This is a genomic window from Streptacidiphilus pinicola (genome assembly GCF_003258295.1).
Taxonomy (GTDB): domain Bacteria; phylum Actinomycetota; class Actinomycetes; order Streptomycetales; family Streptomycetaceae; genus Streptacidiphilus; species Streptacidiphilus pinicola.
Genome location: NZ_QKYN01000037.1, coordinates 173,022 through 192,435, shown reverse-complemented (window position 1 = coordinate 192,435; position 19,414 = coordinate 173,022). Strand labels below are relative to the sequence as shown.

The 19,414-nt window shown below is 72.2% G+C and carries 21 protein-coding genes and 1 riboswitch; of the genes, 14 read left to right on the top strand and 7 right to left on the bottom strand.

Annotation, left to right across the window (positions count from 1 at the left end; translation table 11 throughout):
- Positions 1-71 precede the first annotated feature (71 nt).
- Together DN069_RS10205 and DN069_RS10200 are read right to left on the bottom strand one after the other, a co-directional pair.
- Positions 72-599, bottom strand: coding sequence for a hypothetical protein (locus DN069_RS10205; RefSeq protein WP_111500563.1), 528 nt, complete (start codon positions 597-599; stop codon positions 72-74).
- Between the two features lie 129 nt (positions 600-728).
- The gene (locus tag DN069_RS10200) at positions 729-1,043 is read right to left on the bottom strand and encodes a hypothetical protein (protein ID WP_111500562.1); all 315 of its coding nucleotides are present in this window, start codon (positions 1,041-1,043) and stop codon (positions 729-731) included.
- Between the two features lie 236 nt (positions 1,044-1,279).
- Between DN069_RS10200 and DN069_RS10195 the strand changes: the two genes are divergently transcribed.
- The 3 genes from DN069_RS10195 to DN069_RS10185 all read left to right on the top strand — a co-directional run bounded on the left by DN069_RS10195 (position 1,280) and on the right by DN069_RS10185 (position 3,583).
- Positions 1,280-2,086: an SGNH/GDSL hydrolase family protein gene (locus DN069_RS10195; protein ID WP_111500561.1), complete on the top strand. Its 807-nt coding sequence runs from the start codon at positions 1,280-1,282 to the stop codon at positions 2,084-2,086.
- Between the two features lie 733 nt (positions 2,087-2,819).
- Positions 2,820-3,092, top strand: coding sequence for a hypothetical protein (locus tag DN069_RS10190; RefSeq protein ID WP_133259880.1), 273 nt, complete (start codon positions 2,820-2,822; stop codon positions 3,090-3,092).
- A gap of 56 nt (positions 3,093-3,148) precedes the next feature.
- Positions 3,149-3,583, top strand: coding sequence for a VOC family protein (locus DN069_RS10185; protein ID WP_111500593.1), 435 nt, complete (start codon positions 3,149-3,151; stop codon positions 3,581-3,583).
- A gap of 78 nt (positions 3,584-3,661) precedes the next feature.
- Here the strand turns inward: DN069_RS10185 and DN069_RS10180 are convergent, their stop codons facing one another.
- Positions 3,662-4,192 carry a hypothetical protein gene (locus DN069_RS10180; protein WP_133259879.1) on the bottom strand — a complete coding sequence of 177 codons (531 nt, stop codon included), beginning with the start codon at positions 4,190-4,192 and terminating at the stop codon, positions 3,662-3,664.
- A gap of 167 nt (positions 4,193-4,359) precedes the next feature.
- On the opposite strand from DN069_RS10180, the gene DN069_RS10175 reads away from it, so the two are divergent.
- On the top strand, positions 4,360-7,374 hold the full coding sequence (locus DN069_RS10175) for a glycine--tRNA ligase (RefSeq protein ID WP_207892113.1): 3,015 nt from the start codon (positions 4,360-4,362) through the stop codon (positions 7,372-7,374).
- Between the two features lie 72 nt (positions 7,375-7,446).
- On the opposite strand, the gene DN069_RS10170 is transcribed toward DN069_RS10175, so the two are convergent.
- Positions 7,447-7,875, bottom strand: a complete 429-nt coding sequence (locus tag DN069_RS10170) for a VOC family protein (protein WP_207892112.1) — start codon at positions 7,873-7,875, stop codon at positions 7,447-7,449.
- Positions 7,876-8,199: 324 nt separating this feature from the next.
- On the opposite strand from DN069_RS10170, the gene DN069_RS10165 reads away from it, so the two are divergent.
- Positions 8,200-9,039, top strand: a complete 840-nt coding sequence (locus DN069_RS10165) for an SAM-dependent methyltransferase (RefSeq protein ID WP_111500558.1) — start codon at positions 8,200-8,202, stop codon at positions 9,037-9,039.
- Here DN069_RS10165 and DN069_RS10160 read toward each other — a convergent pair.
- Entirely contained in the window at positions 9,029-9,367 is a 339-nt protein-coding gene (locus DN069_RS10160) for a hypothetical protein (protein ID WP_111500557.1), read from the bottom strand. The genes DN069_RS10165 and DN069_RS10160 overlap by 11 nt on opposite strands.
- 80 nt (positions 9,368-9,447) lie before the next feature.
- Positions 9,448-9,954: a GNAT family N-acetyltransferase gene (locus DN069_RS10155; RefSeq protein WP_111500556.1), complete on the bottom strand. Its 507-nt coding sequence runs from the start codon at positions 9,952-9,954 to the stop codon at positions 9,448-9,450.
- 192 nt (positions 9,955-10,146) lie between these two features.
- Between DN069_RS10155 and DN069_RS10150 the strand changes: the two genes are divergently transcribed.
- Positions 10,147-10,830, top strand: a complete 684-nt coding sequence (locus tag DN069_RS10150; RefSeq protein WP_133259878.1) for a hypothetical protein — start codon at positions 10,147-10,149, stop codon at positions 10,828-10,830.
- A 70-nt stretch (positions 10,831-10,900) separates the two neighbouring features.
- On the opposite strand, the gene DN069_RS10145 is transcribed toward DN069_RS10150, so the two are convergent.
- Positions 10,901-11,122 (bottom strand): hypothetical protein, encoded by a 222-nt coding sequence (locus DN069_RS10145; protein ID WP_111500554.1) that lies wholly within the window; start codon positions 11,120-11,122, stop codon positions 10,901-10,903.
- A gap of 220 nt (positions 11,123-11,342) precedes the next feature.
- Here DN069_RS10145 and DN069_RS10140 point away from each other — a divergent pair, with 220 nt between their 5' ends.
- The 8 genes from DN069_RS10140 to DN069_RS10110 all read left to right on the top strand — a co-directional run bounded on the left by DN069_RS10140 (position 11,343) and on the right by DN069_RS10110 (position 19,410).
- Positions 11,343-12,866, top strand: a complete 1,524-nt coding sequence (locus tag DN069_RS10140) for an FMN-binding glutamate synthase family protein (RefSeq protein WP_111500553.1) — start codon at positions 11,343-11,345, stop codon at positions 12,864-12,866.
- A gap of 140 nt (positions 12,867-13,006) precedes the next feature.
- Positions 13,007-13,804 carry an alpha/beta hydrolase family protein gene (locus DN069_RS10135; RefSeq protein ID WP_111500552.1) on the top strand — a complete coding sequence of 266 codons (798 nt, stop codon included), beginning with the start codon at positions 13,007-13,009 and terminating at the stop codon, positions 13,802-13,804.
- Between the two features lie 212 nt (positions 13,805-14,016).
- Positions 14,017-15,303, top strand: coding sequence for an MFS transporter (locus DN069_RS10130; RefSeq protein WP_133259877.1), 1,287 nt, complete (start codon positions 14,017-14,019; stop codon positions 15,301-15,303).
- A gap of 60 nt (positions 15,304-15,363) precedes the next feature.
- Positions 15,364-15,474: riboswitch (SAM riboswitch) on the top strand.
- Between the two features lie 34 nt (positions 15,475-15,508).
- Positions 15,509-15,655, top strand: a complete 147-nt coding sequence (locus tag DN069_RS39990; protein ID WP_165845459.1) for a putative leader peptide — start codon at positions 15,509-15,511, stop codon at positions 15,653-15,655.
- 103 nt (positions 15,656-15,758) lie between these two features.
- Positions 15,759-16,739 carry an amino acid ABC transporter permease gene (locus DN069_RS10125; RefSeq protein WP_111500550.1) on the top strand — a complete coding sequence of 327 codons (981 nt, stop codon included), beginning with the start codon at positions 15,759-15,761 and terminating at the stop codon, positions 16,737-16,739.
- The gene (locus tag DN069_RS10120; protein ID WP_111500549.1) at positions 16,736-17,524 is read left to right on the top strand and encodes an amino acid ABC transporter ATP-binding protein; all 789 of its coding nucleotides are present in this window, start codon (positions 16,736-16,738) and stop codon (positions 17,522-17,524) included. Before DN069_RS10125 ends, DN069_RS10120 begins: the two co-directional genes overlap by 4 nt.
- A 53-nt stretch (positions 17,525-17,577) precedes the next feature.
- Positions 17,578-18,567: an ABC transporter substrate-binding protein gene (locus tag DN069_RS10115; protein WP_165845458.1), complete on the top strand. Its 990-nt coding sequence runs from the start codon at positions 17,578-17,580 to the stop codon at positions 18,565-18,567.
- A gap of 54 nt (positions 18,568-18,621) precedes the next feature.
- Positions 18,622-19,410 (top strand): DUF1684 domain-containing protein, encoded by a 789-nt coding sequence (locus tag DN069_RS10110; RefSeq protein ID WP_111500548.1) that lies wholly within the window; start codon positions 18,622-18,624, stop codon positions 19,408-19,410.
- The last annotated feature ends 4 nt before the right edge of the window (positions 19,411-19,414 follow it).

Sequence of the window (19,414 nt, the reverse complement as noted above, 5' to 3'; positions counted from 1 at the left end):
CCCCGGGGCCGGGCTTCGGGGCGCCGACTTCGAGAGGCCGGCGGGCTGGGCCGCCGGGGAGAGTCGGGATGCTAGCGGTAGTCCTCCGGGTGGGACTGCATCCAGGTGTTGATCTCGTCGCGGGTGGCGACGAGCTGCTTCTGGTGCTTCTGCAGGTTGGTGAAGGAGAAGTCGGCGGCGAGCGCCGTGTGCAGCCGGTCGATCCAGGTGAGGGGTTGGCGGAAGTGGCCGGTGCCCTCGGGGCTGGCCTTCATGGCGTTGTCGAGGTCGTCGAGGTTCGACAGCACCCGGTTGAGGAAGTATGCGCAGTTGCCCGGGGTGGTGCAGCCGTCGTTGTAGGTCGCCTGAAGCACCGCGAAGGCGTCGCGGACCTGCATCGGCGCCGTGCCGGGCGCGGCGAGGGTCGTCGGGTAGTCCACGGACGGCGACGCGCTCGGCGTCGGCGCGGAGGAGGCCGCGGCGCTCGCCGAGGCGCCGACCGAGGTCGTCGCCCCGACGGGCGCGGAGGCGCCGCTGTGGCCGCTGGAGCACGCGGCCAGCGCCGGAGCGATCAGCAGGACCGCCACCGCGGCGCGGCGGACGGATGAACGTCGGGGCATGCGGGCTTCCTCAGGGATGATCACTCGGTGGACAGCAAGAGATCGCATACTGACCGCGCGCTGCTGCGGCCGTCCAGAGCGGCCCCTGATTCGGTGTCGATCCGTTACCCGCTCCGTGTCACGTCGTCCTCACGTCGACGGCCAGCGGTCGCCGGCGACGGCGTCCAGGTGGGCGTCGAGCGCGACCAGGTCGGGCTGTTCGAAGCGGGTCTGGTCGGCCTCCCACTGGCTGTTGTCGCGCTCGCAGGCCGCGACCACGTCGCTCTCCGCGGCGCGCGTCGCGTGGGCGATCTCCGCGATGTCGTCCGGGTCCAGGCCGGTGGTGCGTGCGGCGGTGCTCCAGCACCAGAGCAGGGCCTCGGGGATGTCGTGGTCGGTGACGCCGTTGTCGCGGGCCTGCTGCTCGATCCATCGGGTGAAGCCGGTACGCCAGTTGCTGCTCATGGCCGCGTCGATCCCCTTCCGTGACGGCGTGGTCGGGGTGTTGCTACCCGTTCCCGGCGCGACGGAACGGTGATCGCCCGACGATGTGTCAGGACTTCGGCGCCAGGCGGGCATAGGTGTCACAAGGCTGTCGTGAACACTTCCAAGAGTGTGTTACCGACTGGTAAACAGGTGTCGACGCGCGTCGACCTGTCCCCTTCGACCAGTCGTGCACCACCACCACAAGTGGAGGCTTCATGCGCACCCCCGCGTCCGGACGACTCGTGGCGGGCATCCTCGCCGTCGGATCGCTCCTCGTCGGCTCCCTGGCCCTGGCCCCCAGCGCGCAGGCGACGAGCGGCGGTTACTCGGCCCTCGGCGACTCCTACGCCTCCGGCGTCGGCAGCGGCAGCTACCTCTCCTCCAGCGGCTCCTGCTACCAGAGCACGCTGGCCTACCCGTACCTGTGGCAGCAGGCCAACTCCCCGTCCAGCTTCGACTTCGAGGCCTGTTCCGGCGCCACCACCACGGACGTGATCAACAACCAGCTCTCCGGACTGAACAGTGCCACCACCGAGGTCAGCATCACCGTCGGCGGCGACGACGCCGGCTTCACCTCGACCATGGAGACCTGCGTCCTGGACGGCACCAGCGCCTGCGTCTCCGCGGTGAACACCGCGGAGAACTTCGTCAACACCCAACTCGCCGCCCGCCTCGACGCGGTCTACGACGCCGTCAGCCAGGACGCGCCCAACGCCCACGTGGTGGTGCTGGGCTACCCGCACCTCTACGCGGTCCCCGGCGACTGCGTCTTCGGGATCAGCGACACCAGCCGCACCGCGATCAACGGCGCCGCGGACGACCTCGACAACGTCATCGCGGGCGAGGTCGCCAAGTACCCGAACTTCAGCTTCGGTGACGTGCGCGGCGCCTTCTCCGGCCACGAGATCTGCACCGACGACCAGTGGCTGCACAGCACCACGCTGCCGGTCTACGAGTCCTACCACCCCACCTCCGCCGGACAGTCCGGCGGCTACCTCCCGGTGCTCAGCGCCGACGCGTGACCACGGTCTGATCCGCCGTCTCCCGCCGGTCCGCGGTCCGCGGTCCGCGGTCGGCGGGAGACGGCGGCAGACGGCGACCGGAGACGTGCGGGAGTTGTGCCGGTTCCGTGCGCGCGCGGCGCGCTGACGCGTGCGGCCTGCCGGTTGCGGCAGGCTGGAGCCGGGTCCGTGCTCACGGACCCCGGGACCCCGCCGGTTCCTCACCTCGGCGGGGTCGACCGGAGACGCCCGCGGTTATCCCCCCGGCCGCGGGCCTCGGAGGGGGCGGCGCTGCACGGAGCGGAGCGCCGCCCCCTTCCGGCTCCGCCGGATGGGGCCCGGCGGTGGATCCGCGCAGGTGGGGCGAATACCGGTCGAACGCGTGTGAGCCCGCGGGAGGACCGGTGCGAGTGTTGGGTGGGTTGGGTGTGCGCCCCCGAACTGCGGCGGAACACGTGACCGGGATGTGTGAGGCTGGTGTCCTCATCCGCTGTGGCGGTGCTCTCCGCCGGCCTGGTCGCTCTACGTCCCGGTGCGAGCACGGCCGCGGCGTGCCTGTCGTCGTGCCCTGACGCAGGCGCGGGGGTGCGGTGTTGCACGGGGGTCAGCACCGCACCCCGTCTCCTTCGAACCCACCTCCCGCCCGAACCCGTCGTTCACCCCCGAGCTGCCTTCGCCCGAGGCCCGTTCGCTAGGCTCACCCGCGCAAGCCGGAAGACGCGAATACGCGAACACGCCAGGAGCGGGGAGATCGGTGCTGAGGGCTCGTCGAATACGCACGGTCGCGCGCGTCGCCCGGGTGCAGGACGCACGCAGCTGGTGCACGGTCCAGGCGTGGTGCGCGGGCGCCGTGCTCGTGCCCGTGGACACCCGGACCCTCGTCACCGCCACCGGCCTTCCGCCACGGCAGCTGCTCGGGCGCGAACTGACCGTCAGCGTCATGTCCGACGCCCAGCTGGAGGAGGAGCTCCGCCCCACCGGTTGGGAGCCCGCCCTCTCCCGCGCGCCACGCCCCGGCGCGGTCTGACGCCGGGCGCGGAAATCTCGTTGATCACGGTCGCGGGCCCCCGCTACGGTGACCGAATGGCATCGGTCAAGAAGTTCCAGGTCACCTTCGACTGCGCCCGACCCGAGCGCGTCGCGCGCTTCTGGTGCGAGGCGCTGGGCTACGTTCCGCCGCCCCCGCCCAAGGGATTCGACACCTGGGACGCCTACAACGGCTCGCTGCCGCCGGAGCGGCGCGACGCCTGGTTCGCGTGCAGCGACCCCGACGGCGTCGGCCCGCGCTTCTACTTCCAGCGCGTCCCCGAGGGCAAGGTCGTCAAAAACCGCGTCCACCTCGACATCCGCGTCGGCACCGGCCTCGTCGGCGACGAGCGCGTCGCCGCGCTCGAGGCCGAGTGCGCGCGGCTCGTCGCGCTCGGCGCGGTACGGGTGCAGCTCCTGCTCGCGGACGAGGAGAACGAGTCGTGCCTGGCGATGCAGGACGTCGAGGGCAACGAGTTCTGCCTCGACTGAGCCCGTATCCGCTGAGGGACCGTCAGCTTGGTTCCATGGGCTTGGGGGCGGGATGCGGATCCGGCCTGGACGGCCCGATCAGCCGTCCCGCAGGGAGTCCGACCAGCGGCGGAGGAAGGCCACGTGGGCGGGGTCGATGCTCATGCGGCGGAAGTAGCGGCCCTCGGTGACGAAGGGCAGGTGGTACGTGAGGAGGCTCGCCCGTTCCTGCCGGTGGCTCATGAAGAGCACGACGTGCCGGTCGCGGACGGGGCGGCCCGGCCAGGGGAGGAGGGGGAACCAGCCGAGGTCCACGTCGCCGACGATGTAGGCGACGCAGCGGAACTCGGGGCAGGCCGACAGGACCGCGTTGGCCATCTCGCGGCGCCAGCGGGGTTCGCCGCTGTCCGGCCAGAAGGTGACCCGGGACGCGTCGAAGTCGTCGTGCATCCGCCCCGAGTCATCGATGAACCGCCAAATCCGGGGAACCCCACGGGCGTTGATCCGGCTGCCGGCGTAGTGCTCCGCCGTCGCGAGCAAAATCCGGAGGTAATCCCGCAGAACCGCCGCAGGCAGGGCGGTGAACGTCGCATCCCAGTGTTCCGTGGCGCTCGGCGGCTCGGACGGCATGTGCCGATGGTATGTCCGGCCGGGGAGGACCGCGGGGTGGCCCGACCCGGTGGGGAGGGCGCCGGAGTGCATAGAATCGCCGGACCGTCGGCCTCGTGGTCGTCCCGGCGCAGGTGGGGCGGTTGCGGGGCCAGTTCACCGACTTGTGGGGTTGCACCATGCTCACGATGCAGGACGCTCTGCTCGCCCTCAACGCGTACTGGTCGCAGCAGGGCTGCCTAGTGGCCCAGCCGATGAACAGCGAAGTGGGCGCCGGGACGCTGAACCCCGCCACCTTCCTGCGGGTGCAGGGGCCCGAGCCGTGGCGGGTGGCCTATGTCGAGCCCAGCGTCCGTCCCGACGACTCGCGCTACGGGGAGAACCCCAACCGCCTGCAGACGCACACCCAGTTCCAGGTGATCCTGAAGCCGGAGCCGGGCAACGCGCAGGAGCTCTACCTCGGCAGCCTCAAGGCGCTCGGCATCGACATCGACGCGCACGACGTGCGCTTCGTCGAGGACAACTGGGCCTCGCCGGCCCTCGGCGCCTGGGGGCTCGGCTGGGAGGTGTGGCTGGACGGGCTGGAGATCACCCAGTTCACCTACTTCCAGCAGGCCGGAGGCATCACACTCGACCCGGTCTCGGTGGAGATCACCTACGGGCTGGAACGCATCCTGATGGCGCTTCAGGGCGTCAGCCACTTCAAGGACATCGCGTACGCGCCGGGCGTCACCTACGGCGAGGTGTTCGGCCAGGCCGAGTACGAGATGAGCCGGTACTACCTCGACGACGCCGACGTGGACACCAACCGCGAGCTGTTCGAGGCCTACGCCAAGGAGGCGCGGCGCCTGCTCGACCTGCGGCTGCCGGTGCCCGCGTACTCCTACGTGCTCAAGTGCTCGCACACCTTCAACGTGCTCGACGCCCGCGGCGCCATCTCGACCACCGAGCGCGCCCGCTCCTTCGCGCGGATGCGCGGCCTCGCGCACGACGTGGCCGCGCTCTGGGCCGAGCGGCGCGCCGAGCTGAAGCACCCGCTCGGCACCGCCACCGACCCGGCCGGTCCCGACGGCGCGGCGGGGGGTCTCACCGGAGCGCCGGGCGTCGCCGGCGAGCCGGGCGCCGGCGCGGCCGCCGCCCGGCCCCGGCCCCGGACGCTCGCGTTCGAGATCGGCTTCGAGGAGCTGCCGCCCGCCGAGGCCACCCGCGTCGTCGAGGCGGTGCGCGAGGCGCTGGAGAGCGGGCTCGGCGCGAGCCGGCTCGGCCACGGCGCGCTGAACGTCCTCGCCACGCCGCGCCGCGTCGTCGCGACGCTGGAGGGCGTCGAGGCGCACGAGCCCGACCACGAGCAGACCGTGCGCGGGCCGCGCGTCTCGGCGGCCTACGACGCCGACGGCAAGCCCACCCAGGCACTGCTCGGCTTCGCCCGCAGCCAGGACGCCGACCCGGCCGAGCTGGGCCGCGGCGAGTTCGGCGGCCGCGAGCACGTCGTGCTCACCCGCCGCGTCAGCGGCCGCCCCGCCGAGGAGGTGCTCGCGCAGCTGCTGCCGACCGTCGTCTCCGGCCTGCGGGCCGAGAAGAACATGCGCTGGAACGCGTCCGGGCTCTCCTACAGCCGCCCGATCCGGTGGATCCTCGCGCTGCTCGGCGACGAGGTGGTGCCGTTCTCCGTCTCCGGCCTCGACGCCGGCCGCTCCACTCGCGTGCACCGCACCGCCCCGCAGCCCGTCATCGACGTCGCCATGGCCGACGGCTACGTCGAGCTGCTCGCCCGGCACGGCATCATCGCGGACACCGGCGCCCGCCGCTCCGCCATCGAGTCCGCCGCGGTGCGCCTCGCCGCCCAGGTGGGCGGCCTGGTCGACCTCGAGGCCAACCGGGCCCTGGTCGACGAGATCGCGAACCTCGTCGAGTACCCGACCGCGATCCTGGGCACCTTCGACCAGAAGTACCTGGAGCTGCCCGACCAGATCCTCACCACGGTCATGCGCAAGCACCAGCGCTACCTGCCGGTGCTCGACCAGAGCGGCGCGCTGCTGCCGTACTTCCTCACCGTCGCCAACGGCGCCTGCGACCAGGATGTGGTGCGGCGCGGCAACGAGGCCGTGCTGCGGGCCCGTTACGAGGACGCCGCGTTCTTCTGGCGGGCCGACCTGGAGACCCCGCTGGAGTCCATGCAGGAGCGGCTCGAACTGCTCACCTTCGAGGACAAGCTGGGCTCGATGGCGGACCGCGCGCAGCGGATCGCCGACACGGCCACCGAGTTCGCCTCGCTGCTGCCGATGGGCGCCCGCGACCTGATCACGCTGGAGAAGGCGGCCGGGCTGGTCAAGTTCGACCTCGGCTCGCAGATGGTCACCGAACTCTCCAGCCTGGCCGGGGTCATGGCCGAGGTCTACGCCAAGCAGGCGGGCCGGCCCGAAGAGGTGGCCCAGGCCCTCTTCGAGGGCGAGCTGCCGCGCCACTCGGCCGACAAGCTCCCGGAGTCGACGCCCGGCGCGCTGCTGGCGCTGGCCGACCGGGCCGACCTGCTCGCCGGCCTGCTGCCGCTCGGTGGCGCCCCGACCGGCGGCTCCGACCCGTTCGGACTGCGCCGCGCCGCGCTCGGGATGGTCAACATCCTGCGCGCCCACCCGGCGCTCGCGCCGTTGACCGTCTCCACCATGCTGCGCATCGCCGCGGAACGGCAGCCGCTCGACGTCACCGACGCGAGCCTGGAGGAGGCTCAGCAGTTCGTCGTGCGCCGCTTCGAGCAGCAGTTGCTCGAAGCCGGCCACTCCGTCCACGACGTGCGCGCGGTCCTCGCGCAGGCGGACCGCCCCGTCCCGGCGGCGGGCCGGCTGACTGAGCTCGAAGCGGCCCACGGCACGCAGGAGTTGGCGGTGGCGACCGCGGCGATCCAGCGCGTCCTGCGCATCGTCCCCGACGGCACCGCGGCGACGCCCGACCCGCAGCTGTTCTCCGTACCTGCCGAGACCAACCTGCACCAGGCGATCGAGGCGACGCGTGCCGCGTTGGGCAGCCAGCCCGACCTGGCCTCGTTCCTCAAGGAGAGCGGACCGCTGGTGCAGGCGATCGACGCCTTCTTCGAAGGCGTCATGGTGATGGACGAGGACCCGACGGTCCGCGCCAACCGCCTGGCGCTCCTCGCTTCCGTGCTGCGACTCACCACGCCGCTGCTGGACTGGGCCGAGCTGAAGTAGCGGCCTGGAGGATCCGCTGCCGGGGGGCGGGCAGGCTTGTCGCCCGCCCCCGGCCGCGGTGCGCGCCGCGCCCTACGGGCGGGCGTAAGGGCGGGTAATGATCTCCATGTTGTGGCCGTCCGGGTCGTCGAAGTAGGCGCCCCGGCCGCCGAACATGTGGTTGACGCGGCCCGGGTCGGTGTGGCCGGAGTCGGCGAAGTAGGTGACGCCGACGGCGTCGAGGCGGGCGATCACGGCGTCGAACGCGTCCTCCGGCACGAGAAACGCGTAGTGCTGCGGCTGGATCGGCTCGTCGCGCTTCTCGCAGTAGTCGAGCGTGACGCCGTTGCCCAGGTCGACCGGCAGGAACGGCCCGAACGGCTTGCCGACCTCCAGGCCCAGGAGGACGGCGAGGAACTCGGCGGAGAGGTAGCGGTCGCTCGCGTGGACGGCGGTGTGGTTGAGCCGGATGCCGGCCGCGGCTTGCTCGGACGCGGGCGGGGAATGCTGGTCATGCGACAAAGTGGTGACTTTCCGGTCTTGTGATCCGCTGGTGGACGAGGCGCGTAGTGCGGGCGCCGCTGGCGAAGACGTGGAGAGAAGGGCGGGCCTCGCACCCGCCTCGGGCTCACGCCGAGGCCGGGAACCTCACTCGTGCATGGCCCATGGCCGACCCGGCAGTCACCCGACCGACCTTAGTGATCACCGATGCCGGGCGGCAACCCCGCGGCAGCCGGCGCGTTGACGGTGAACGCGAGCAGGGATTTGCTTGAAAGATCATCGACTTGACTAGACTTCACCCCGGCGGGGGTGTCCCGCACGCGAGACAGGCAGGGGAGCCAGACGATGAGCGACGCAGCGAACCTTGGGCAGGACGTGCCGCTCAGTACCCTCATCCGGCAGGACGTGCCGCACAGCGCCCGGATGTACGACTACTTCCTCGGCGGCAAGGACCACTACGCCGTGGACCGCGAGGCCGCCGAGCGCGTGCTCACCGTCTTCCCGAACATGCGCACCGCCGTCCAGGCCAACCGCGCGTTCATGCGGCGCTCGACCCGCGCCCTCGCCGAGCGCGGCCTGCGGCAGTGGCTGGACGTCGGCACCGGCATCCCGACCTCGCCGAACCTGCACGAGGTCGCGCAGTCGGTCGCCCCCGACGCCCGCGTCGTGTACGTGGACAACGACCCCGTCGTCCTCGCGCACTCGCGTGCCCTGATGACCAGCACGCCGGAGGGCCGCACGGCCTACATCCACGGTGACGTCCACGACCCCGACGCGATCCTGGCCGCCCCGCAGCTGGCGAAGACCCTGGAGCTGGACCGGCCCGTCGTGCTCTCCATGGTCGCCCTGCTGCACTTCGTCCCGGACATCGCCGAGGCCCACGCCATCGTGGACCGGCTCCTGAAGCCGCTGCCCTCGGGCTCCGCCCTCGTCCTCTCCCACGCCACGGCCGAGCTCGATCCGGAAGGCGCGCCGAAGGTCCAGGAGATCTACAACCAGGTCGGCACCACGCTCCAGCTGCGCACCAGCGTCGAGTTCGCCACCTTCTTCGAGGGCCTCGACCTTCTCGAACCGGGCATCGTCACCGCCCACCGCTGGCGTCCGGACCTCAGCGACCGCTCCTGTCCCGCGGACGCGACCGACGCCCAGGTGTCGTTCTACGCCGCGGTGGGCGTCAAGCCGTAGCCGTCCTCTCGTCCGTCCCGGCCCCCGTCCGTCGGAGCGCGAGCGCGAGGCGGGGCACGAAGAAGGACGCGAGGAAGATCGGCAGGAACCGCTTGCCGGTGCAGCGGAAAGCCACGGTCTCGCCGTCGGCGGCGTCGAACGTCACCGTACGGCTGGACTTGCGGCCCTCCCGGACCTGGAGGGTGTGCGTGCCGGGCTCGACCGGCCTCGCGTAGGTGGCGTTCATCGCGACCGACCCGACGCGCCCGCCGTCGAGCAGGACGTCGTACGTGCCGCGGCGGACCTCCGCCCCGATGGCCTTGTGCGTCACCGTCAGCGTCGCCGTCATCGGTGCTCTCCTCAACTCCCCCGGGTGCGCGACTCCAGCTTGCCCCGCGCAGCCGTCCCCGTCATCCCGCCTCGCCGGGCTCAGGCCCGCTCCGGGCGGGTCAGCTCGCGCCGGTACCAGGAACCCGGCTTGCCGCCGAGTTCGGCCGGGTCCGCCGGACCGTCAGGGACGAACCCGGCCTTGAGCAGCACCCGCTGCGACGCGACGTTCCGCCGCGACGTGGCCGCGCGCAGCGTCCGCAGGCCGTGCTGCGCGGCGGCCAGCGAGCAGAGCTCCCGCACGGCGTTCGTGGCCGCGCCGCGCCCGGCTGCCTGCTGCGCGACCCGGTAGCCGAGCACCGCGACGCCGTCCTTGAGGTCGTACAGGTTGAACCGGCCCAGCACCGAGCCGGTTTCGTCGACCAGCACGTAGAACGCGCAGACCCCGGCCTCCTGCTCGGCCAGCAGCGCCTCGTACCCGGCGCCGAACCGCTCGAAGAACGCGTCACCCCGGTCGGAGACCGACGCGGCGAAGTACGCGCGGTTCGCCACCTCGAAGGCGAGGACGGCGGCAGCATGGTCGGCTCGCAGCCGCTGAAGTTCGGGCATCCCGACGACCCTACTCAGCTGCGCGACCAGCCGCCGAAAATTGTTTGGCCGCGGCCGCCACGGTCCCGGGCTTTGCAGGTGGGTGGCGTGGCCGCCAGACTGTCGCGGGCGCCGGAGCCGGCGTGGAGGAGTGAACGGGGGACGGCTGTGGCCGGGGGAGACGGAAGCGCGCGGGAGCGGAAGAGCCGGCGCGTGGCGGGAGTGAAGGCAGGGCAGGGGCAGCGGGAGCACTGGCCCGCGAACGAGCGGCGGACGGGCGGCGCGCGGCGGGGGATACCGAGGCTGACGCAGCGCCAGGTGCGCCGGACGTCGGTGTTCGTGGCGATCCTCACGCCGCTCCTGCTCGCGGGTTTCGGTGTGCTGGCCAGCAACCCGGACTACGGGGCCGCGCTCGTCGGCGGCGTGGCGGTGATGATCGCCGGCCTGTACGGGCTGCTGGCGGTGGCGTCCAGAGGATGGCTGGTGCTGCCCGGCGTGCTGCTGGTGATCGCCCTGCTGTCGGTGCCCGCGGCGGTCTTCCCGTCCGAGATCATGCTCCACCGGGGCGTGCGCACGGACGTCGTGGTCACGGCGGCGCACAGTTCGAAGGGTAAGAACGGCACCCTGAGCTGGACCTGCGACATCCGTCGCGTCGACGGCAAGCCGCTGCCGCACGCCACCTTGGGTGACTCCGACTGCTGGGGGACCTCGCAGGTCGGCACCACCGAGACGGTCCTGGTCGACCCGGACGGCTGGGCGCCGCCGGTCTCGACGGACGTCGACTACTCCGGCCTCGACACCGGCGGCTACCTGGTCGGCGTCGCCGCCGTGCTCTGGGCCCTGCTGGTGCTGTCGGCGGCCCGCGGCACCCTCCGCAGGCTCAGCGCGGAGTCCTGAAGCCGTGCCCCGCGGACACCCGCGGTGTCCGCGGGGCACGCCTGTTCAAGGCCGGGCGATCAGGCCGGTCTCAGCACGCGTGGTAGGTGTTGCTGGCCCAGATCGGGCGTCCGTTGTTGCAGTACAGGACGAGGTTGCCGTCGGTCTGCCAGTCCAGGTGCGCGGTCGCGGACGGCCAGCTGTGCGGCTGGTTCTCGTAGAACACCACGTTGCCGCTGAGGTCGATGTACTTCCCCGACGCGGACGCGGACGTGGCCAGGCCCAGCGACAGGGCGAGCGCCGCCCCGGCCACCGGCAATGATTTCGGTGGACGCCGAAACGACGGTCCGGTGGGGCACCCCGGGGGACCGGTGACCTCGGGCCACCTCCTAATATCATCTGGCATTCTTCGACGGTCTCGGGCGGCGCGCACCACCGTGCGTGCCGCCCCACGCCGCCAACACGACACCACGACGGCACCGCAAGGCGATGACACCGCAGGCGATGGCGTCGCGCATCGAGGAGGAACGTTCATGCAGGCCCGGAAGATCGGCGCGGCCGCCGCAACCGCAGTGGCGCTCCTGGCTGCCCGCGATCTCGTCCAGAAGAGGCACGCACTGCTTCGGAACTTCCCGGTGCTCGGGCACGCCCGGTACCTGTTGGAGACGATCGGCCCCGAGCTGCGGCAGTACATCGTCACCTCCAACGAGGAGGAGCGTCCCTTCAGCCGCGACCAGCGCAGCTGGATCTACGCGTCGGCCAAGGAGGAGAACAACTACTTCGGCTTCGGCACCGAGGTCGACGTCGAGCACGTCCAGGGTCACGCCTACCTCAAGCAGCGCACCTTCGCCGGGGCGCTGCCCGACGCGCACGACCCGCTGGCCCCGCTGCCGTCGGCCAAGGTGCTCGGCGGGCCGCGCGGGCGCGCGAAGGCGTTCCGGCCGGCGAGTGTGGTGAACGTCTCCGCGATGAGCTTCGGCTCGCTGTCCGGGGCGGCCATCAGCGCGTTGAACAAGGGTGCGGCGCAGGCCGGCACCATGCACAACACCGGCGAGGGCGGCCTGTCGCCGTACCACCGCAACGGCGGCGACCTCGTGCTGCAGATCGGCACCGCCTACTTCGGCTGCCGCAACGAGGACGGCTCGTTCAACCTCGACAAGCTCAAGGACGTCGTCGCGAGCGCCCCGGTCAAGGCGATCGAGATCAAGCTCTCCCAGGGCGCCAAGCCGGGCCTGGGCGGCATGCTGCCGGGCGCCAAGGTCACCCCGGAGATCGCCGAGATCCGCGGCATACCGGTCGGCAAGGACTGCGCCTCCCCGTCGCGGCACACCGCCTTCAGCGACGTCGACTCGATGCTGGACTTCGTCGAGCTGATCGCCGCGGAGACCGGCGTGCCGGTCGGCGTCAAGAGCGCCGTGGGCGAGATGGGCTTCTGGCAGGAGCTGGCCACGCTGATGGCGCGCGGCGACCGCGGCGTCGACTTCGTGACGATCGACGGCAGCGAGGGCGGCACCGGCGCGGCGCCGCGCATCTTCGCCGACTCCGTCGCACTGCCGTTCCGGATGGGCTTCTCCCGCGTCTACGGCACCTTCGCGGAGCTGGGGCTGACCGACGAGCTGACCTTCATCGGCTCGGGCAAGCTCGGCCTGCCCGAGAACGCCGCGGTCGCCTTCGCGCTCGGCGCCGACATGATCAACGTGGCCCGTGAGGCGATGCTGTCGATCGGCTGCATCCAGTCGCAGAAGTGCCACACGGACAAGTGCCCGACCGGCATCGCCACCCAGAACGCGTGGCTGGCCCGGGGCCTCGACCCGACGTCGAAGTCCACCCGCGCCGCGGTCTACCTGCGCACGCTGCGCCGGGAGCTGATCAAGGTTTCCGGCGCCGTCGGCGTCGCCCACCCCGGGCTGATCACCCCGGACGACATCGAGATCATGAACGGCGACTACGAGGCCCGTACCCTGGCCGGTGTCTACGGCTACAAGGACGGCTGGGGCGCGCTCAGCCCGCAGCACGCCAAGGAGATCACCGCGCTGATGACCCAGACGTCCGAGTGACCCGGACGTCCGAGTGACTCAGACGCCCGCGCTCTGACGCGCGCCGCACATCACCCGTCGCAGGGCGGCACCGGCCGGTGCCGCCCTCGGCCCCCATCTGCCCTGACCCCACGCACAGTTCGAACCGAGGCGAGCCCCCCATGCCCGAAGAAGTCAGATTCAAGAGCGTCGTCGGTCCCGAGCTGGCCGGATCGATCGACCTGCCCGAGGGCGAGGTCCGCGGCTGGGGCATCTTCGTCCACGGCTTCACCCTCGGCAAGAACTCGCCGGCCGCCTCGCGCGTCAGCAAGCAGCTCGCCCGCGAGGGCATCGGCATGCTCCGCTACGACAACCTCGGCATCGGCGACTCCGACGGCGACTGGGGCGACGGCTCCTTCACCGTCAAGGTGCAGGACACCATCCGCGCCGCGGCCCTGATGGCCGAGCGCGGCACCCCGGCCGACCTGATCGTCGGCCACTCCTGGGGCGGGGCCGCGGCCATCGCCGCCGCGTCCGAGGCGATCGGCGTCCGCGCCGTCGCCACGATCGGCGCGCCGTCCAACCCCAGCACGGTGGAGCACCAGTACGACGCGGTCGTGGACCGCGTGCTCAGCGAGGGCGAGCACGAGTGGTTCGTCGGCGGCCGGACCCTGGTCCTCAAGCGCGCCTTCGTCAACGACGTCCGCGCCGCCCGCCTGCGCGACCGGATCCGCGAGCTGAACCGCCCGCTGCTGGTCATGCACTCGCCCACGGACGACACCGTCGACATCGCCAACGCCGGCGAGATCTTCCGCGAGGCCCAGCACCCCCGCAGCTTCATCTCCCTCGAAGGCGCCGACCACCTCCTCACCGCCCGCGGCCAGGCCCGCCGCGCCGCCCACATCATCAGCGCCTGGGCCGACCAGTACATCGAGGCCTCCGCCGAGCCCGTCCAGGCCCGGGCGGCTCAACCCGCCTGAGCGCAGAAGACCGGGTGACCCCCGCCGAAGCGCCCGCCACACTGACGCCATGACAGGTTCCGCTCCGCCCCGGCTGCTCCGGCTCCGTGCCCTGAGGCGCGGCGCGCAGCAGCGGAAGTCGTCGCTGCTCGAACCGGCCGTTTCGCTGAGTGAAACCGGTGGGGCGGCCGTGACGTCTTGATCGGGAGACCCCGGGCGATGGGACGCGGCACGTGACGACGACGTCAGGCATGACCGACGAGGCGCAGGACGCCGCGCCGCGGTGGGCGCGGCTGCTGTTCCGCAACCGTGACTACACCGGCTGGTGGGTCGGGGAGACGATCTCCGACTTCGGCAGTGCGCTGTCGCTCGTCGCGTTCCCGCTGCTCGTCCTGGTGCAGACGGGATCCGCCGCCGGGGCGGGCACGGTCGAGGCGGCGGCCGGCATCGGCGGTCTGGTGACCATGCTGCTCGGCGGCGCGCTGGCCGACCGCTTCTCGCGGCGGGCGATCCTGGTGGCCTCGCCGCTGGTGCAGGCGGCCGCCGTGGGCTCGGTCGCGACGGCGGTGGCGGCCGGACACGTCAGCATGGTGCACCTGGGCGTCGCCGGGTTCGTCCAGGGCCTGGCCGACGGCGTGGCGGGAGGGGCGTGGTTCGCCACGCTGTGCCGGGTGGTGCCCGAGGAGCAGCGGCCGACCGCGTTCGCGCAGATGCAGGGCCGCCGCATGGCGATCCGGCTGGCCGGGCCCTCTGCGGGCGGGTTCCTGTTCGGCCTGGCGCGGTGGGTGCCCTTTCTCGGTGACGCGGTGTCATTCCTGGTCGGCGCGACGGGAGCGTTCCTCATCCGGCGCCCGCTCGGCCCGGATCCCGAGGAACGCGGCACCGACGAGTCGGTCCTCGCGAGCATCGGGGCAGGCATGCGCTACATCGCCGGCAGTGCCTACCTGCGGTTCCTGACGGTGTGGGCGGCCGTGGCGAACGCCTGCAACGCGGGACTCCTGCTCCTGGTCATCGTCCTGATCCAGCACCGCCACGGCAGCCCGCTGCTGGTCGGCGCCGTCGGCTCGCTGGGCGCCGTCGGAGGACTGGCCGGCGCGCTGCTGTCGCGTCGGATCGCGGAACGGGTCCCCGGACGGGCGATGGTCATCGTGATCAGCTGGATCTCGGCCGCCGTGGTCGTCGGCATCGCTTTCGTGCCGACTCCCTGGATGATCGGCGCCCTGCTGGCGGCGATGCTCTTCCTCGCCGCGCCGCTCAACGTCGTCTTCTCCACCTACGAGGCGAAGATGATCCCCGACGCCCTGCTGGGTCGGGTGACCAGCGCGATCAACTTCGGTGCGGCCTCGATCCGCTGGCTCGGCGCCATCGCCGCCGGCGCCCTCGCCTCGGCCTTCGGCGCGACGACCGCCACGCTCTGCTTCGCGGGCGTCCTGGCCGTCGTCGCGATCGGTACGCTCCGCGCGAGCGGTCTGTACGTGCTCAGCCGGCCGATCGACGAGCTCAGCCCGTCGGCCGAGTGACCGACCTCCAGTGGGGCGCGGTCTAGCGCCGAGCGGTGTCGGCAGGTTAACTTTGGTCTTGGTCAAGAGTGTCAGCGACAAGCCCTGGCTTGCTGGCCGGCAACCCTCCGTCGCGGTGGGGTGCTCCAGGTGACGACCGGACAGGACGGAGCCGTTCTGTAAGCGCGAGGCCCACGTGGCCCCTGAGGACTGCGAGGTGATCCGCATGGTGCGAGCGCAGTGCAACGACCACGGGAGCGCGCCGCGGACCCACCTGGCCTCCTTCGTCTCCCTGGACAGCGTGACCCGTCGTCACGTCGACCTGCTGCGTGTCAGCAGCGCGCTGTGTCCCGGCGACTCGGCACTCGTCTGACGAACTCGCCCGCAGTCGCCCGCACGTTCCCTCCGCACCGCTGAGCAGCCGCCGCCGGCGGCCCGGCGGTGTCGGTCGGCGTGCCCTCCCGGGACGGACACCCATGAGCAGCTCCGACACGTCCGCACGCCCACGCGCCGCCGCGCTCGCGCCCGCGCCTGAACCACCACCGCCCCTGCACCGCCTGGAGGATCTGCTCGCCGCGCCCCGCGTCGCGCCGCGCCGGCCCGGGCGGTGGATCTCGGCCCTGGTCCTGCTCGTGCTCGCCGCGATGCTGGTCCACACCGTCGTGACCAACCCCCGCTTCCAGTGGGGCACCGTGGGCGCCTACCTCCTCGACGGCTCGATCCTGCGCGGGCTGGAGCTGACCCTCTGGCTCACGGCCGCGGTGATGGCCACCGGCTACCTGCTCGGGATCGGCGTCGCCGCGATGCGGCTGTCGGGCAACCCGGTCCTCGCGCCGCTCGGCTTCGGGTTCGTCTGGCTGCTGCGTTCGGTCCCGCCGCTGGTGCAGCTGCTCTTCTGGTACGAACTCGCCTCGCTCTACCCGCGGTTGTCGCTCGGCATCCCGTTCGGCCACGAGTTCGTCACCGTACGCACGGCGCACCTGTTCAGCGGGGTGCTCGCCGCCTACGTGGGGCTGAGCCTGGACGTCGCCGCCTTCTCCTCCGAGATCGTCCGCGGCGGCCTGCTCTCCGTGGAGCGCGGGCAGACCGAGGCCGCCCAGGCGCTGGGCCTCGGGCGGACCCGGATCTTCCGCAGGATCGTGCTCCCGCAGGCGATGCCGGCGATCGTGCCCGCCTCGGGCAACCTGCTGATCGGCATGCTCAAGGCCACCTCCATCGTGAGTGTGATCGCGGTGCAGGACCTGCTCTACTCCGCACAGCTGATCTACAACCAGAACTTCCTGGTCATCCCGCTGCTCCTGGTCGCGACGCTCTGGTACGTCGTGCTCACCACGCTGCTGTCGGCGGGTCAGTTCCTCGTCGAACGCCGCTTCGCCCGCGGGCGGGACCAGCGGACGGCGACGAGCTTCCGACGCATCCTGCGCGGCAACGCGCCCCTGCTGGCGGGGCTGTCATGACGGGCGCGCCGGCGCAGGTGACGTCGCGGCCGCTGGTGCGGATCAGAGGCCTGCGCAAGAGCTTCGGCGGGCAAGTGGTCCTGGACGGCGTCGACCTCGACGTGCACCAGGGCGAGGTCGCGGTGCTGCTCGGGCCGTCCGGGTCGGGCAAGTCGACGCTGCTGCGGACCGTCAACCACCTGGAACGGCCCGATGCCGGAGTCGTCGAGGTGGGCGGCGAGCTGGTCGGCCACCGCTACCACGGCGGCCGGCTGCACGAGTCGGGCCCGCGCACGATCGCCCGGCAGCGGGCCGGGATCGGCATGGTGTTCCAGCAGTTCAACCTCTTCCCGCATCTCAGCGTGCTCGACAACCTCGTCGAGGCACCCGTCGCGGTGCGCGGCGTCCCGCGCCGGCAGGCGGCGGCGCGGGCCAGGGACCTGCTGGAGCGCGTCGGACTGGCCGGGCGCGAGGACGCGTTCCCGCGGCAGCTGTCCGGCGGACAGCAGCAGCGCGTCGCCATCGCGCGGGCCCTGGCCATGGAGCCGCAGCTGCTCCTCTTCGACGAGCCCACCAGCGCGCTCGACCCCGAACTGGTCGGCGAGGTGCTGGCCGTGATGAAGGACCTGGCCCGCAGCGGGATGACCATGCTGGTGGTCACCCACGAGATCGCCTTCGCCCGCGAGGTCGCCGACACCGTGGTCTTCCTCGACGGCGGCCGGATCGTCGAATCCGGCGCACCCGAGCGGGTGCTGACGGATCCCCGCCACGAGCGCTCCCGCGCCTTCCTCGCCGCGGTCCTGTGACACCCACGACTTCCTCTCAACGTCGCCGCTCCACACGCACGAAAGGCTCTCCCGTGACGACCCACGCGCACCCCGCGCACTCCTCGCGCCGCTCCCGCACCACCGCCGTCGCGTCCGTCGCCGCGCTCGCCCTCGCCCTGCTCAGCGCCTGCGGCTCCGACACGTCCACGACCGGCACCCACCCCGGGGAGGCGGTCGCCGCCGGTGCCGCCACCGCGAAGATCCCGACCCAGGACGTCGTTTCCCAGGTCACGGTCGACCCGGCCGTGCGGGCCGAGCTGCCGCAGGCCGTCCGCACCCGCGGCACCCTGCTGCTCGGCACCAGCCCCGCGATCGGCACGTCCGCCCTGCCGCACGCCGGTCAGGCGCCGGACGGCACCACGGTCGGCCTCGACGTCGACCTGCGCAACGCGGTCGCGAAGGTGCTCGGCGTCCGGTGGGACGTCCAGTACGGCACCTTTCCCACCGTCATTCCCGGCGTGCAGAACGGCAGGTTCGACGTCGGGCAGGACAACTTCGGCGTGACCAAGGCCCGCGAGCAGGTGGTCGACTTCGCCACCTACCTCAACGACGGGCAGTCCTTCCTGGGCGCGCAGGGGATCGGACTGGACAAGGTGACCTCGCTGACCGACCTCTGCGGTCACACGGTCGCCACCACCCCCGGCTCGACCTTCCAGCAGATCCTCACCGCGGGTGCCGCCCGGTGCGCGGCGGTCGGCAAGAGCCCGTACCGCGTCCAGTACTTCGCCGACACCGCGCCGATCTTCCTCGGACTCGCCAACGGGAAGATCGACATCTACTTCGGCCCGACCCTGGCCCTGAAGTACGACGCGCTGCACCTGCCCGGCACCACCTACCTGGGCCAGATCAGCAGCACCCCCGTCGGTTTCGTCACCGCCAAGGGCTCGCGGCTGGCCAAGGCGCTCAGCGACGCCGTCAACAAGCTCGTCGCCACCGGCGACTACGCGCGGATCTTCGCCAAGTGGAGCGTTCCGGAGACCCGGGTCAGCCGCTCGGTCGTCAACCCGACGGCGACGTTCTGAGGCGGCGAGGTTCTGAGGCGACGACGTGTCGAGTGATCACCCCGAGGAGGAGCTATGGAGTCCGCAGTCGAGGCATGGAAGTCCTGGCGGGACGAGCGGGTCGTCAGCGCCCGCGCGCCCTACGGGCCGCTGTCGCTGACCGGCACGCACTGGCTCGACGCGCCGCGGCGCGCGGGCCGAGAACTGCCGGGGCACTGGCTGGTCGACCGGCCGGCCGGGAACGTCCGGCTGACCGCCGCGCGGCACGACGGGGTCTCGGTGGACGACACCCCACTGGACGGCACCGTCCGGCTCTGTCCCGACGGCGGGACGGCCGCGCCACGCGTCACCCACGGCGGTCGCCGGCTGGAGCTGATCACGCGCACGGACGGGTACGCCGTCCGGGTCTTCGACCCGGCGGCGCCCGCCCGCACGCTCTTCGCCGGTATCGACGCGTTCCCCTACGACCCCGGCTGGGTCGTGCCGGCGCGCTTCGTGGCCTTCCCCTCGGACCACACGGTCCCGCTCGCACACAGCGACGGCCGGACCCGACCGGCCGTCTTCGCGGGGACGCTGACGTTCCGTCGCGGCGGCGCGGCCGCCACCGTGACGGTCCAGCGCGCGGCCGACGGCGTGCTGAGCCTGAGCCTGTCCGACGCCACGCGCTCGGCGGAACGGAACGACTTCCGCGTTGTGGAGGTTCTCGCGCCCGACCGCGCGGGGTGGACGGTCGTCGACTTCAACCGCGCGCAGCTGCCGCCCTCGGCCTTCGCGGGCCACTACCTGTGCCCGCTCCCGCCCGCGGGCAACAAACTGCCGTTCCCGGTCCGGGCGGGCGAGCGGCGCCTCCTCGCACACCACTGACCCA